At 44.2% G+C, this 15,091-nt stretch carries 13 protein-coding genes; 7 read left to right on the top strand and 6 right to left on the bottom strand.

What is annotated here, in order from left to right; all coding sequences use genetic code 11:
* Positions 1-3: 3 nt before the first annotated feature.
* Complete coding sequence (gene glmS, locus F9K33_11205; GenBank protein KAB2878925.1) at positions 4-1,836, top strand: glutamine--fructose-6-phosphate transaminase (isomerizing); 1,833 nt, start codon at positions 4-6, stop codon at positions 1,834-1,836.
* 239 nt (positions 1,837-2,075) lie between these two features.
* Here the strand turns inward: glmS and F9K33_11200 are convergent, their stop codons facing one another.
* From F9K33_11200 to ychF, 5 genes are all read right to left on the bottom strand, one after another.
* Positions 2,076-3,455, bottom strand: coding sequence for a sigma-54-dependent Fis family transcriptional regulator (locus tag F9K33_11200; GenBank protein ID KAB2878924.1), 1,380 nt, complete (start codon positions 3,453-3,455; stop codon positions 2,076-2,078).
* Positions 3,456-3,470: 15 nt separating this feature from the next.
* The gene (murJ, locus tag F9K33_11195; protein KAB2878923.1) at positions 3,471-5,093 is read right to left on the bottom strand and encodes a murein biosynthesis integral membrane protein MurJ; all 1,623 of its coding nucleotides are present in this window, start codon (positions 5,091-5,093) and stop codon (positions 3,471-3,473) included.
* A gap of 95 nt (positions 5,094-5,188) precedes the next feature.
* Entirely contained in the window at positions 5,189-5,833 is a 645-nt protein-coding gene (locus tag F9K33_11190) for a hypothetical protein (GenBank protein ID KAB2878922.1), read from the bottom strand.
* The gene (gene aroB, locus F9K33_11185) at positions 5,817-6,959 is read right to left on the bottom strand and encodes a 3-dehydroquinate synthase (GenBank protein KAB2878921.1); all 1,143 of its coding nucleotides are present in this window, start codon (positions 6,957-6,959) and stop codon (positions 5,817-5,819) included. The genes F9K33_11190 and aroB overlap by 17 nt, the downstream gene beginning before the upstream one ends.
* Positions 6,960-7,031: 72 nt before the next feature.
* Positions 7,032-8,126: a redox-regulated ATPase YchF gene (ychF, locus tag F9K33_11180; protein ID KAB2878920.1), complete on the bottom strand. Its 1,095-nt coding sequence runs from the start codon at positions 8,124-8,126 to the stop codon at positions 7,032-7,034.
* 175 nt (positions 8,127-8,301) lie between these two features.
* On the opposite strand from ychF, the gene F9K33_11175 reads away from it, so the two are divergent.
* The 6 genes from F9K33_11175 (at position 8,302) to F9K33_11150 (ending at position 14,668) form a co-directional block, all read left to right on the top strand.
* A complete protein-coding gene (locus F9K33_11175) occupies positions 8,302-9,963 on the top strand; it encodes an amidase (GenBank protein ID KAB2878919.1) in 1,662 nt (553 codons plus the stop codon).
* Positions 9,964-9,975: 12 nt separating this feature from the next.
* Entirely contained in the window at positions 9,976-10,362 is a 387-nt protein-coding gene (locus tag F9K33_11170; protein KAB2878918.1) for a DoxX family membrane protein, read from the top strand.
* 37 nt (positions 10,363-10,399) lie between these two features.
* Complete coding sequence (locus F9K33_11165) at positions 10,400-10,843, top strand: DoxX family protein (protein KAB2878917.1); 444 nt, start codon at positions 10,400-10,402, stop codon at positions 10,841-10,843.
* Between the two features lie 39 nt (positions 10,844-10,882).
* Positions 10,883-12,019: a PAS domain S-box protein gene (locus F9K33_11160; GenBank protein KAB2878916.1), complete on the top strand. Its 1,137-nt coding sequence runs from the start codon at positions 10,883-10,885 to the stop codon at positions 12,017-12,019.
* A gap of 104 nt (positions 12,020-12,123) precedes the next feature.
* Positions 12,124-13,998 carry a molecular chaperone HtpG gene (htpG, locus tag F9K33_11155; protein ID KAB2878915.1) on the top strand — a complete coding sequence of 625 codons (1,875 nt, stop codon included), beginning with the start codon at positions 12,124-12,126 and terminating at the stop codon, positions 13,996-13,998.
* A gap of 139 nt (positions 13,999-14,137) precedes the next feature.
* Entirely contained in the window at positions 14,138-14,668 is a 531-nt protein-coding gene (locus tag F9K33_11150; GenBank protein ID KAB2878914.1) for a hypothetical protein, read from the top strand.
* A gap of 63 nt (positions 14,669-14,731) precedes the next feature.
* Here F9K33_11150 and F9K33_11145 read toward each other — a convergent pair.
* Positions 14,732-15,091 (bottom strand): mobile mystery protein B (locus F9K33_11145; protein ID KAB2878913.1); only part of this gene is annotated, 360 nt, incomplete at its 5' end.

The raw sequence follows: 15,091 nt of genomic DNA, 5'->3' as shown, positions 1-15,091 counted from the left end.
ACCATGTGTGGAATTATAGGATACGTCGGTAAAAAGCAAGCCCTACCGATCGTGATGAATGGATTGAAACGGATGGAATATCGCGGATACGATTCCGCCGGTATTGCTATAGTTGAGAACAACAGCCTTGAGATAATCAAAGAAGCGGGCAAATTAGGCGAACTTGAAAAACTGGTCGATGGCGTTCAGCTTCACGGTACCGTCGGCATGGGACATACGCGCTGGGCGACGCATGGCGTACCCAACAAAACCAATGCGCATCCGCACACGGGGGAATCCGGTAACTTTGCCGTTATTCATAACGGTATCATTGAAAACTATGCTTCCTTAAAGATTGAACTCGAATCCAAAGGGCATACCTTTCATACCGACACGGATACGGAAACCGTCGTTCATTTAGTAGAAGAGTTTTATGAAGCTAACCATGATTTTGAAAAGGCCGTTCGCGAAGCCCTGTACTGCATAACCGGCGCGTACGGTTTTGTGTTTTTATGCAGACACGAGCCTGATAAGATCATCGCGGCCCGTCAGGGAAGCCCGCTGGTATTGGGTTATGGCAAGGATGAATTTTTCGTTGCTTCCGATGCGTCCGCCATCGTCACGCATACACGCCAGGTGACCTACATGGACGATCATGAGATGGCAATCCTTTCACCGAGAGGCATTAAGATCACGACGATCGACAATCAGCCCGTTGTAAAAAAAGTCGAAGAGATCACCTACGATATCAGTCAGATCGAAAAAAGCGGGTACGCCCACTTCATGCTTAAGGAAATTTTTGAGCAGCCAAGCACCATTCTTGATTCAATGCGCGGACGTACGGTTCCGGATGAAGGATTGCCGCGGCTTGGCGGGCTGGCAGAACATATGGATACGCTGGTTAAGGCGAAAAAAATAATTTTTATCGCCTGCGGAACGTCATGGCATGCCGCTTTGGTCGGAGAATACATGCTGGAGGAATTCGCGCGTATCAACGTTGAAGTCGAATACGCGTCGGAATTTCGTTACCGAAATCCGATCATTGAAAAAAATACCGTGGTCTTCGTCATCAGTCAGTCGGGTGAAACCGCCGATACGCTTGCCGCCATGCGTGAAGCCAAGCGCCGCGGCGCGGCCGTATTCGGAATTTGCAACGTGGTCGGCAGTTCTATTGCACGAGAATCCGATGCGGGCGTTTACATTCACGCGGGCCCGGAAATCGGCGTAGCTTCGACGAAAGCGTTTACGTCACAGCTTACGGTTATTGCGCTTATCACGCTTCTTTTTGCCCGTTTACGTAACATGTCCGCCGTGGAAGGCAAACAGATCATTGAAGAACTTCTCGCCATTCCTGAAAAAGTTAAGTCCATATTGACGAATTCGGATTATATCCGGGAGATTGCTGAAACGTATATGGACAAGAGAAATTTTCTGTATTTAGGCAGAGGATATAATTTTCCGGTTGCGCTTGAAGGCGCGCTTAAACTGAAAGAAATTTCATACATTCATGCGGAAGGCTATCCTGCGGCAGAAATGAAGCACGGCCCTATCGCGCTTATCGACGACGATATGCCGACGGTGATCATTGCCCCAAAAGACGCTATTTATGATAAGGTGATGAGTAATTTAGAAGAAGTAAAGGCGCGGGGCGGAAAGATCATTGCAATTACGACTGAAGGCAATAACGAGATCAATGAAAAAGCCGATCATGTGATCTACATCCCTAAAACACATGATTTTTTGAGCCCGATCCTGGCGGTCATTCCTTTGCAGCTTTTATCCTACCACATGGCCGTTTTGCGCGGATGCAATGTGGATCAGCCGAGGAATTTGGCAAAAAGTGTTACGGTTGAATAGGTTTATATTGATGATACCTCGCTATGCATTCAGACATTGCCGCATCGATATTGTCTGCTGACCGAATGGTCATTCCTTTTGTATAATTAACTAACTCACAAGCTATTCAACTTTTTAAAAAACCGCACTGTTTCATGTCTGAATTCAACGAAATGTTGCTGTTAATTCTGCTCGTGTCTTTATTCCTCTTTTTTTGCGGAACCTTATTTGTTATGCACAAATATTACAAATAAGAAAATCTAGAGTTTGTTTTCGTTTTCCGATATCTTTTCTGATGTAATATTATAATATTTTAATTTTTTGTGCAAGTTGGTTCGCTCAATATCCAGTTCCTGAGCCGCACGTGTGACGTTCCAGTTATTTTTTTCCATCACCGCTATTATATGTGAACGTTCGACTTCTTCCTTTAAATCTTTTAATGATTTATTCCCGCTTGCGTTCTTAATGTAGGTTGATTCGCTTTTAAAAAAATTGACCGGCAGTTCTTCACCCTGCACAACGTCTCCGGCGCCCAAAATCATCATTCGTTCGACCACGTTACGCAGTTCCCGAATATTGCCGGGCCATTCATACTCTATCATCAGCTTCACAGCCGAATCAGAAAATGATTTTTTCTTCAAAACACTTTCTTCGCAGCACTGTTTAATAAAATGTTGAATCAAAAGGGGGATATCCGTCTTACGTTGACGCAAAGCCGGCATGACTATCGGCACCACATTTAAACGGAAAAAAAGGTCATCACGAAAAGTACCTTTTTGAACTTCAGTCTTAAGATCCTTATTGGTTGCCGCAAGAACGCGTACGTCAACTTTGATCGTTTTGGTTCCACCGACTTTTTCAAACTCGCCTTCCTGCAGTGCGCGCAGAACTTTCGCCTGAACTTTTAAACTCATATCGCCGATCTCATCAAGAAAAATCGTTCCGGAATGCGCCTGAGAAAACTTGCCGTCCCGATCGGCTACGGAACCGGTATAAGCGCCCTTGACTGCGCCGAAAAGTTCACTCTCGATCAGTTCTTCCGGAATGGCCGCGCAATTGACTTTAACAAACGGCTTGATTTTTCTAGGGCTGAGCTCGTGAATCGCCCGGGCAACTAGTTCTTTCCCCGTCCCGCTTTCTCCGAGAATCAGCACGCGCACGTTGGTTGCCGCGATTTTGGCTATTTGAATTTTAACGTCATGCATGGCGGAGCTTTCACCGACCATTTCGAACTGTTTTGAGATTTCGGATTTTAAATTACGGTTCTCGTTGCGCAGATTTACTCGCTCCAATGCATTCTTGGCCGTGATCAAAACTTTTTCTTTGGTCAACGGTTTTTCAATAAAATCATACGCGCCGAGTTTAACCGCTTCAACCGCATTTTCGATCGTGCCGTGCCCGGACATCATTACAATGACTACATCCGGATCATTAAGTTTGATTTGTTTCAACGTCTCAATACCGTTCATTTCCGGCATCAGCAAATCTAAAAAGACCAGATTCATTTTCTTCTCGCCGACGACTGTTACGGCTTCTTTACCGTTTTCCGCGAGAAAAATGGAATGGTCCTCATGCTGCAAAATCATTTCAACGGACCGGCGGATGTTTTTTTCGTCATCAACGATCAGAATATTGCTCACAAAACCTCCGGATAATTATTTTACATCTTTTTTAAATATTCTTCCCATGACCCGTGTTAACACAGAAAAATCAGCGCATTTGAATACAACCGTTAAACCAATATACGATACGCTGCCGATGACGATGCCGATCAGTGTACGCAACAGGTATTGCATACGGCCGGAGTACGGCTGCACCCAAGCCGTGTGCTGTAAGTAGTAATTACATAACATAACCAGAATGACCATGGCCGCCGTACATCCAAGTAGTTTCAAAGATACGGTTGCCGCATGTTTTAGATCAAATTCCGTTACTTTGCGCTTCAACCCGAAAGTAAATAATCCAATTTGAATAAGGAATGCCACGAGCAAACCAATCGAAAAAGCCGAAGGACCTATTTTATACGCCAGGATATAACTTATTGCCAGGTTAATCACGGTTCCGGCCAACCGGTAATAAAACGGCGTCCACGTGTCTTTCATTGCATAAAATGCGCGGGCATACAGATACCATAAACTTTCAAGCGGAACGATCAACGCATAGAAGAATAAAATTGACGCCGTAACTTCGATTTCGTTTGCGCCAAACCTACCCCCGCCCAAAATGAGGCCGATGATCTCAGTTGACAAAACCGCCATTCCGGCTCCTGCCGGCAGCGTCAAATATAATATCTGCCGAATGGAGTTTTGAATATTGTAATTAAAATTAACAAAATTTTTCTTACTCGCATTTTCTGCCAGAAAAGGGAAAATCGCGGTGACAAAAGAGATTCCGAAAATATTCACCGGAAAGTTCTCAAAATCCAGTGCATAACGAAAGGCGGAGTAACTGCCCGGTTCCAGATCAATTGAAATCTTTGAATAGGCAATGAAAACTATCTGCAATAGAGCCATATTCAGAAAATTCGGGATTGCCAAACTGTAAATGTTTTTTATTCCGGCGCTTTTATAGTCGAAAGAAAAATTATATCGATAATCCGTTCCCCTCAAGTCAAGCAGGTTAACCGCCATAACTAAACATGCGCCGGCTACAGCTCCGTAGGCGGCGGAATAAATGCCGTGTTCCTTATGGAACAGTATCATACCCAGTATAATTGCAGGATTATAAACGAGAAGCGCGAGCGCATACGCCGTAAAATGTTTATGTGTTTGTAAGATACCGCTAAATACCTTACTCATGGCAAATGCGATTTGTGCCAAAAGAAACAGCCGGGTGATCTCTACGATAGCGGTTTTGTTTTCAATCGGAATATCCTGCGTAAGCCAGACGTCCGTGATCTGAGGCATGAAAATTCCAACCAGCAAGCAAACGGCGGAAAATACGATCAACGTGATATTCAGGAAACTGCTCGCCAGTTTGTTCGCTTCTTCTTTTGAATAGTTTGCTACGTGTTCCGCAAAAACCGGAATGAAAGACGCTGACGTAACGCCCATGATCAAAATATTCTGAAGAGAGTCCGGAATGGTGGTTCCGTAATTATAAAAATCGGTCTCAAGTCCTGCGCCAAAATAATGCGCCATCACTTTGCCGCGAACGAGTCCCAGCACTGTGCTCAGCAGAGTCGCCAGAGTCACAAAGAGCGCGGCCATGCCGGCCTGTTGTGTCCTGAAGACTTTGTGCTTTGGGTTAGTTTCCGTAATTTTATTTTTTCCGGTCATCGGCGATCTTTTCGTAACAACAGCATCGGATTAATTCATGACTTAAATTTCAAGTTATCGGCTGGTACAGAAAGAAACTGCACGCCGAACCGCCGTTATAAAATTTTATTGTGCAAATACCCGTTACCGCTGATCATGCCTTCAATTTCTTTGGTTGTTTTTTGGCGTTCGCTCATGCGCATCAACGCAGAGGTTGATTTCTTCAGCCGCTCCGCGGTTGAAGTCATTTCAAGAAAGGCTTGTTTTTCATTAAGGCTAAATCCGGAACTGGCCGCAATCAAAAATGAAAATTCTTTAGGCTCAAGGCTCCCGATCAGTTCGAGACTCTCCTGCGGAGTGAGATTTTTAACTGTCTGTTTGTACAGTTGCGATGCGGCGGCCGAGAGATCTCGTAATTCCGTCTTATTCTCCGATGTTTTGTCATCAAATATTTCCACTTCACCCTGAAGATACGGTTTATCGTTTGTAATGTGGTGAATCGAAAAACGCTCCCGCCCTTCGGCAAGAATATTCATACGTCCGTCATCAAATTTTTTCAGAATCTGTTTGATCATGGATGTGCATCCGATCCGATAAAAGTTTTCTCCGGTATAATATACCACGCCGAATACCGAATCCGATTCGATACATTCGCTGATCATAAGTTTGTAACGTTCTTCAAATATGTGCAGCGGCAAAGGCATGGCCGGAAACAGAACGACACCTAATGGAAACAACGGAATTTTAATTGTGGATGACATGATCTGCTTTTTGGATAGTCGACTTAAGGTATACAAAACTCTTTTCGACAAGCGTCGGGTCAATGTTTTCTTCGGTTGCGGCTTCGCCGATACGATTTAATACAACCCAGCGTAATTTATTCTGATACGCTTTTTTATCTGACAACATTTTATTCCAAACCCGGTCCCATGTTACAGAATCCAAGAATTGGGTTATGTCCTTGTCTGCAAGAATTTCTTTGAGAAAGCTCAGGAGCGTCTTTTCAATCTCTTTAAACTCTTTATCATTAAGCCTGTAATTCATCCATGAAACGTGTGAAGCGGCCAGCATACCGAAAAAAACCGCTTCCCCGTGTTTGAGGATGCGGTAATTTCCCAGGTTTTCAAGGGCATGGGCCCACGTGTGTCCGAAATTAAGTATCGCACGGATATCGTTTTCTTTTTCGTCTTTTTCTACAACTTGAGCTTTGAGTTCGCACGAACGACTTATAGCGTATTCCACTGCGGCTTTATCGAATGAAAAAAGTTTTTCATAATTTGCGGCAGTCCATTCAAAAAACGTTTTATCCAGGATGAGTCCGTATTTCATTATTTCGGCAAGTCCGCAAATTATTTCTCGTCGTGAAATCGTTCGCAGGAAAATATCGTCGATGAAAACGAATTTTGGCTGGTAAAAAACGCCGATCATGTTTTTTCCTAAAACATGATTTACCGCAACTTTGCCGCCGACGGAACTGTCCACCATCGCGAGCAATGTGGTCGGGATCTGTACAAACGGAACTCCGCGCATGTAAGTGGAAGCTACGAATCCGGAAATATCGCCAACCACTCCTCCGCCAAAACCAACAATCACTGATTTCCGATCGGCGCCCTGTTGAATGAGTTCGGTAAATATTTTTTCCGCCGTTGTCAGGTTTTTGTAATCTTCACCTTCCTGAATAATGATCACATGAATGCGCCGGCTTAACGATTTGAATACGTTGCGGATTTTCTTCTCATAATACCCCGCAACGATGGTATCCGTTATAAAAAATAACTGTTTTTCCGCAAATTGCTGCTGAAAATTGTCCGGTAACGTTTCCAGCCGGTCATGAGAGAGAAAAATAGGATAGCTACGTTCGCCGAGATTTATTTGAAGCGTATTCATGATTTTTTCAATGCCATGCCGGATTATTCTCTATAAGTCCGCCGTTGTTTCTAAAAATTATATCAAAACTTATTATACGTTAAACTTGAAATGCATTACATCGCCGTCACGAACCACATATTCTTTTCCTTCTGTGCGCAACAGGCCTTTGTCCTTACACGCTTGTTCCGTGCGGTATTTGACGTAATCTTCCCACCAGATCACATCGGCGCAAATAAACCCATGTTCGAAATCCGTATGAATGGTGCCTGCGGCTTGCGGACACTTGGTTCCACGGTGAATCGTCCAGGCCCGTACTTCGTCCGGCCCGGCTGTCAAGAAACTGACAAGGTCAAGCAGGGCGTAAGTTTCATGAATGAGCTTGTGCAGGCCGGGCTCCTTTAACCCGAGGCTTTCCAGAAATCCTTTTCGCTCTTCTTCGGGCAACTCCACAATTTCCGCTTCGATTTTTCCGGAAATAACAACAACGCGTGCGTTCTCTTTGGCCGCAATAGCGCGAACCTGTTTTACGTAATCGTTTTCTTTAAGCACATCGTTTTCATTCACGTTGCAAATGTAAAGCACGGGCTTGACGGTCAGCAAAAAAAGATCGGCGATTACTTTTTGTTCGTGTTCCGAAAGATTCATGTGGCGAACGGGTTTGCCGTCGTCCAATTGCTGTTTTACTTTGCCATAAACTTCCAATGCGGCTTTGGCGTCTTTATCCCCGGTTTTTGCCGTACGTTCCATCTGTGAAAAACGTTTTTGTACGCTTTCCATATCTTTGAGAACCAGTTCTGTATCAATAATGGCCATATCCCGTTCCGGATTTACGCTTCCCTCTACGTGCACCACTTCCGTGTCATCAAAACATCTTACCACGTGGCCGATCGCATCAACCTCACGTATGTGGCTGAGAAATTGATTTCCCAACCCTTCGCCTTCATTCGCTCCTTTGACGAGTCCTGCTATATCAACAAAATTAACAGTCGTATACAAAGTCTTTTTCGGTTTGAGCAATGCGGATAATTGATCGATGCGCGGGTCAGGAACTAGTACCACGCCAATATTGGGTTCAATGGTTGCAAACGGATAATTGGCCGCAAGCGCGCCGGCCGCTGTGAGCGCATTAAAAATAGTCGATTTTCCGACATTCGGTAAGCCTACAATTCCGCATTTTAAAGGCATAAACAGACATTTCCTTTTAAATAATGTAACGTTTCATAAACGCGCTCAAGGTATCACTTATCAGACAGAAAATAAAGCGAAAAAAATCTCTTAATGCGGCAGACGACGCGGAATTTTCTTTGGAAATTTGAGAAATTATTTTCATTTTCGTATTACACAACTAAAGGAATGCATTATGAAAAAACAAATCGGATGTTTCTTGCCGCTTGCATTTGCAGCAATCGCGTTTTTGGCAGGAATGGCAGTTCAAAATTCGCCCTCAATCATTACCAGGGATCTTATCGCTTCAGCCGAAAAGATCATCGGGCTTGAATTTTCAGACGCAAAGCGCGACTCCATGATCGACGGACTGCAGGAACAGCTCGGGAATTATCAGAACATGCGGAAAGTTCCTCTCGCAAATAACGTTTTACCTTCGATTCTGTTTAACCCGATCCCATCTGGATTTAAATTTGAATCCGAAAAGAAAGCGTTTAAGCAAAGTAAGACCGGCGCCGTTGTTTTGCCTGCGAACTTAGACGATCTGGCGTTTTATTCCGTATCGGATCTGGCATATCTAATCAAAAATAGAAAAGTGAGTTCTGAACAATTAACTAAAATGTATATAGATCGGTTAAAAAAATACGGCCCAAAATTGGAATGCGTCATTTCCATTACAGAAGAACTCGCGCTTAAACAGGCTAAACTTGCCGATGAAGAAATTGCCGGAGGGAAATACCGCGGACCGCTGCATGGAATTCCTTTTGGCGTGAAGGATCTGCTATCTGTGAAAGGTTACAAAACTACCTGGGGCGCTATGCCTTATAAAGATCAAGTGATCGACGAAAACGCTACGGTGGTCAAGCGTCTGGAAGATGCGGGCGGAGTTCTTATCGCAAAACTTACCATGGGCGCGCTGGCATGGGGCGACGTCTGGTACGGAGGTAAAACCCGTAATCCGTGGAACACCGAGCGCGGCTCAAGCGGTTCCTCCGCCGGTTCCGCCTCGGCAACTTCTGCCGGACTGGTCGCATTTTCGATCGGAACGGAAACATGGGGGTCTATTGTTTCTCCGTCAACGGAATGCGGGACGACGGGCCTTCGTCCGACGTATGGCCGCGTGAGCCGTCACGGCGCCATGGCGTTGAGTTGGTCTATGGATAAGATCGGGCCGATCTGCCGAACGGTCGAAGATTGCGCTATCGTGTTCAACGCGATTTACGGACCTGACGGAATCGATCCAACCTTATATGAAGCGCCGTTTAATTATGACCCGGCCGTCAAACTGAGCCAGTTGAAGATCGGCTATTTGAAAACGGATTTTGACAAAGACAGCATAAATAAAGTTTATCACGATGCGGTTTTTGCGGAATTAAAAAAGCTAGGCGCGACTTTAATTCCCATTGAACTGCCTAAATATCCGATGAACGATCTCGCGATAATTTTAACTGCTGAAGCAGGCGCGGCATTTGATGAATTAACCCGCAGCGGAAAAGACGATTTGCTTGTTCGTCAGATCAAGAACGCCTGGCCCAACGTATTTCGCGCTTCTCGATTCATTCCTGCAGTTGAATACATTCAGGCCAATCGGATCAGAACGTTGGTTATTCAGGACATGCAGTCGGTCATGAAGAATATAGATGTTTACCTTTCTCCGTCTTTTGAAGGCGAAAACCTTTTACTGACAAACTTAACCGGACATCCGTGCGTCGTTTTGCCGGTAGGGTTCAATGAAAAAGGATTGCCCAAAAGTATTTGTTTTAACGGACAACTTTTCGGCGAGGCCAAAGTACTAGCCGTTGCAAAACAATTTCAAGATGCTACCGATCATCACAAAAAACATCCGAAACTAAATTAATCGAAGGCTATTATGAAGTTCCCATTTATTACAACGAATCATGCTATTGCAATTCTTCGAATTACAGTAGGTATTATCTTTGTTGCCCACGGAGCGATTCGTACCTATGCCGGCACGGTGGGGGGGTTTGGAGAGTTCCTGATTGCAAAGGGATTTCCGCTGGGTGTAGCCGTCGCGTGGGGCATTACTGTTTTTGAATTGCTTGGCGGGTCTTTACTTGCTCTGGGAAAATATACCCGCATCATTGGGGTTATTTTCATTTTTCACCAGATCATGGGTATTGTGTTGGTTCATTTTCAGAACGGCTGGTTCGTTGTAGGACATAGTACCGGTGGAATGGAATACAGCGCGCTGCTCATCGCTTCTTTGATCGCCATTATTGCAAGAGAGCCAAACTGATTTGGGTTTAAATTATCAACTTATCCAAGGAGAAATTATGAAACGACTTGATGAACTAAAAAATTGGCTAGAGGTCCGTCGCGATTACGCTTACACCATTATGCGCATCTATCTCGGAATCGCTTTATTCCTGCGCGGATTGATTCTTCTGTCCGACCCGTCTGCCATTACCACATTGGCCGGCGCGCAACAGGTGTACATGATGTACTCGTATATCATCGCGGGCCATTTGATAGGCGGCTTTTTGCTCGCCGTTGGTTTTATGACCCGTCTCGCCGCGCTACTGCAAATTCCGATTCTTGCCGGCGCCGTATTTTTCATTCACCTGCAGCAAGGCCTGATGACGGTCGGGCAGTCGCTGGAGTTAGCCTCCCTGGTACTTATGCTTTTAATAATCTATTTTTTGTTTGGTTCCGGATCGTATGCTTTAGATAATTACATCGGCGCAAAAAAACCGGAACCGTCCCCGGCAGTAAAATGATTTTATGGTTGTTATTATTTAGTCGTAAAAAAATTATTCATGAACATACAAAAACCAACCAACGAAGTTCAACGTCTAGAACGCCTTACCGATTATCAAATTCTTGACACGAGCGCGGATAAACATTTTGACGATTTGGCTTTTCTTGCTTCGTATATTTGTCAAACACCGGCTGCAATGATCAGTTTAATCGACTCGGATCGTCAGTGGACCAAATCGAGTATCGGCTATCCTCCGCTTGTTCTACGTCGTGATGTTTCGTTTTGCGCCCATACTATTCTTGAACCCGAACTGCTTGTTGTCGAAGACGCTTTTCTGGACAGCCGATTTGCTGACAATCCTCTTGTGTTGGAAAAGCCACATGTGCGTTTTTATGCCGGCGTGCCCGTTTTATCTTACGACGGCCTCGCGCTGGGATCGCTTTGCGTACTTGACCGCCAGCCAAGGCAACTTTCAGTAGAACAACTGAAAGCGCTCAAAGCATTGGCTCATCAAGTTGAAGATCAGATGGAGTTACGGCGAGATATACTTCAGCTTGAGAAGGCGGCACGTGAGCAGAAAATCGCGCAGGAACTCATTCATCGGGACCGCGAGCGATTTAAGGAGATATTGGAAACCTCGCGCGACGGAATATTGGTTGAAGAAGAAGAGTGCGTCATTTTTATGAATACGGCTTATGCTAAACTCTTTGGCTGCCGGGGTCCGGCAGAACTCATCGGACTGCACATATCGGAACTGGCTGCACCGGAAGATCTGGATCGATTGCTTGACTACGGCCGAAAACGTTCCCGCGGAGAACATGCCCCGAATTTGTATGAATTCAAGATCAAAAGACGCGACAACGGAGTTTTAGTTGAATTGGAAGCTTCCGTATCTGATTTTTTTCAAGGCGAGCGTCATTATATTATTACATTTGTTCGTGATATCACAGAACGAAAAAAGAACAGCCGTGAACGTGAACGCCTGATTACTGAATTAAAAGATGCGTTGGCAAATATTAAGACGCTATCCGGACTTTTACCTATATGTTCGTCCTGTAAGAAAATTCGTGATGATACCGGATATTGGAATCAACTCGAAATCTACATTGAAAAGCATTCTGAGGCTGATTTTACGCACGGAATTTGCCCGGACTGTGCCCGCAAACTGTATCCGGAAGATTTTGAAAATTCATAATTTTTCTTTTTCTACGCCCGGTTGATTTTTTCCATTCATTTTTATAATTTCCCAAGCAAATTAAACCATCATAATTTCTACATTTTAAATACGAGGTGATCTCCATGTCTTCTCAAACGTTGGAATTTAAAACTGAAGTCAAAGAATTGCTTCATTTGATGATCCATTCTTTGTATTCCCATAAGGAAATTTTCTTGCGTGAATTGCTGTCAAATGCATCCGACGCAATTGACAAGGTTCGTTATGTCGCATTGACGGATAATGTTCTGCTCGGAGGAGACGATAACTGGAAAATACGGATCAAGGTCAATAAAGAAGACAATCGTTTGACCGTAAGCGATAACGGGATTGGCATGAATGAGGAAGAGATCGTACGTGCGCTTGGCACGATAGCCCATTCCGGGACCAAAGATTTTTTACGTACGTTATCTGAGAAGCAGGTTAAAGATAACCCGGAATTGATCGGGCAATTCGGCGTCGGATTTTATTCTGCATTCATGGTTGCTGAGCGTATCGTGGTTATTTCCAGAAAAGCGGGCGATGCAAAAGAAAAAGCCGTTCGCTGGGAATCCAAAGCAGACGGAACTTTCAGCGTCGAGACATTTGAAAAAGACTCACGCGGAACGGACGTGATTTTATTTATGAGCGAGGAAGGCAAAAAATACCTGGACGAATGGGAAATCAAGAGCGTCGTCAAAAAATATTCCGATTATATTGAGCATCCGATCTGTATGGACGTTGAAAAAGATAAAAAAACGGAAGAACAGGTTTTAAATTCCAGGAAAGCGATATGGCTGAAAGATAAATCGGAAATAACGACGGAAGAATATAAAGAATTCTACAAGCACGTCAGCCATGACTTTTCCGATCCGGCTAAGGTAATCCACTTTAAGGCGGAAGGAACGCGGGAATTTTCAGCGCTGTTGTTTATCCCTACCAAAGCTCCCTTCGATATGTTTTACAAAGATTACAAGATCGGGCCGACGCTATATGTGAAGCGCGTGCAAATTATGGATCATTGCGAGGAACTCATTCCGATATATCTGCGATTTGTCAAAGGGGTTGTGGAATCGTCTGACCTTCCGCTGAATGTCTCGCGTGAAATTTTGCAATCGAATAAACAGATCGAAGTGATCAAGAAAAACGTCACGAAAAAGATCCTGGATACATTGACCGATATGAAGAATACGGAATTTGAGAAGTATCTCGAATTTTACAAAGAATTCCATAAATCACTCAAAGAGGGTTTGTATCTGGATCATCAAAGAAAAGATGTTTTGAAAGATCTGGTACTGTTTGAATCAATCAAGACAGAATCCGGAAAATTTACGACACTCAAACAGTATGTAGATCTGATGAAACCCGATCAGGAGTTTATCTTTTATATGACCGGTACTTCCCGCGCAGAGATGGAATCGTCGCCGTATCTGGAGGCGTTTAAAGACAAAGATTATAACGTGCTTCTGATGCTCGATGAGATCGATGATTTTATCGCGCCCGATCTGGAGTACGGAGGCAAGAAACTCAAATCCGTGACTAAAGGCGACGTAGAACTCGATAAGGATAATAATTCGGACAAAAAAGATGCAGAGAAAAAATTCAAAAAAGTCATTGATCTTATTCGGGACGAACTCAAGGACGACATCAAAGACATTCGTGTTTCCGGACGATTAAAAGATTCCGCCTGCTGTCTCGTTGCCGATGAAGGGGATATGGATCAGAATTTAGAACGCATGATGAAGGCTATGGGGCAGGCGATGCCGCAAAGCAAGCGAATTTTGGAAATCAATCCTGCGCACGCGCTGATCGAGTCGATGAATGCCGTTTTTGAAAAAGATAAAAATCATCCGATACTGAAAGAATACGCAAGGTTACTTTACGATCAGGCTTTATTACTGGAAGGCTCTAAACTCAAAGACCCTGTTGCGTTTTCAAAAACCATGTCCAAGATCATGGTGGAGAATGCGAAGGTCGTGTAGTTCAATACAAATGTTTCCACAAAACACACGAAACAACACGAAAACCAATTCAGGGAAGTCTTTTGTTATTGTGATTGTGTTTTTTGGGTATTTCGTGGAAGAATATTCGAATGTCTTAATGCGGATTGGCCTTTGACCCATGCCTAGTCATACCTCATGGGGAATGTTATTTGGGGAAGAATCTCTGCCGTTTCCATGCGATGCCGTCGCGGACACATTTGACGGAATCTATTTTCGCGGAATAACCATTCACGCCGAACCGGCTGTCATATTCCAATGGCTCACTCAAATGCGAATCGCTCCGTACAGTTATGACTGGATCAATAATCTCGGCCGTACCAGTCCGCGCCGTTTATTGAAAGATCAGCCTGATCTGCGATTCGGACAGACCATGATGCATATTTTTGATGTCGTGCAATTCAATCCTTCTTACGACCTTACGCTGCGTGTAAAATCTCGTTCATTCGGAAAATTTCTTTTCGGTGATATTTTGCTTAGCTACCGGATCATTTCCATCGATGACCACTCTTCACGGCTTCTCGTCAAAATCAAACGAAAATTCAATCGCGGGCCGTTGGGGTTTTTTATGCGTTATTTCTTGCCTTGGGCAAACCTTATCATGCACCGGAAACAATTGATGCTGTTTAAGGAGTTGTCGGAGAATAAATGATCAGAAATGAGAGCGGGTGGAAAAACGAAAACAAACCTGGTCGTTTGAGACAATCTTTTCAATCTACTTTCTCGCAAATTCAATCAGCTCTTTGTAATCATTTTCATCCGCATCGCGTAATGCTTTGAGGTAAGCGGTCCTTGCCGTTCCTTTTACTGTTAATGAAACGCTTCCCCACGTGAAGTAAGACAGGCCAAATCCGTGACTCACTAGAATGTCCGCGGTAAGGCGCGCATGCCTTCCGTTCCCGTTCACAAAAGGATGAATAGAAACGATACGATGACTAAATCGAATTGCGATCTCATCTTCAGGAAATATCTTATTTTCAATCCAATAGCGGCAATCGTCCAACAAGTTTTTTAATTCAACCCGGATCTGTTCTTTGTCAACTCCAATGTTTTTATTGGTCGAGCCGAATTTACC

The organism is bacterium, assembly GCA_008933615.1.
In the GTDB taxonomy this organism is placed as follows: Bacteria; CLD3; CLD3; order SB21; family SB21; genus SB21.
The sequence above is the reverse complement of the archived record's forward strand: the minus strand, read 5'-3'. Positions and strand labels throughout refer to the sequence as shown.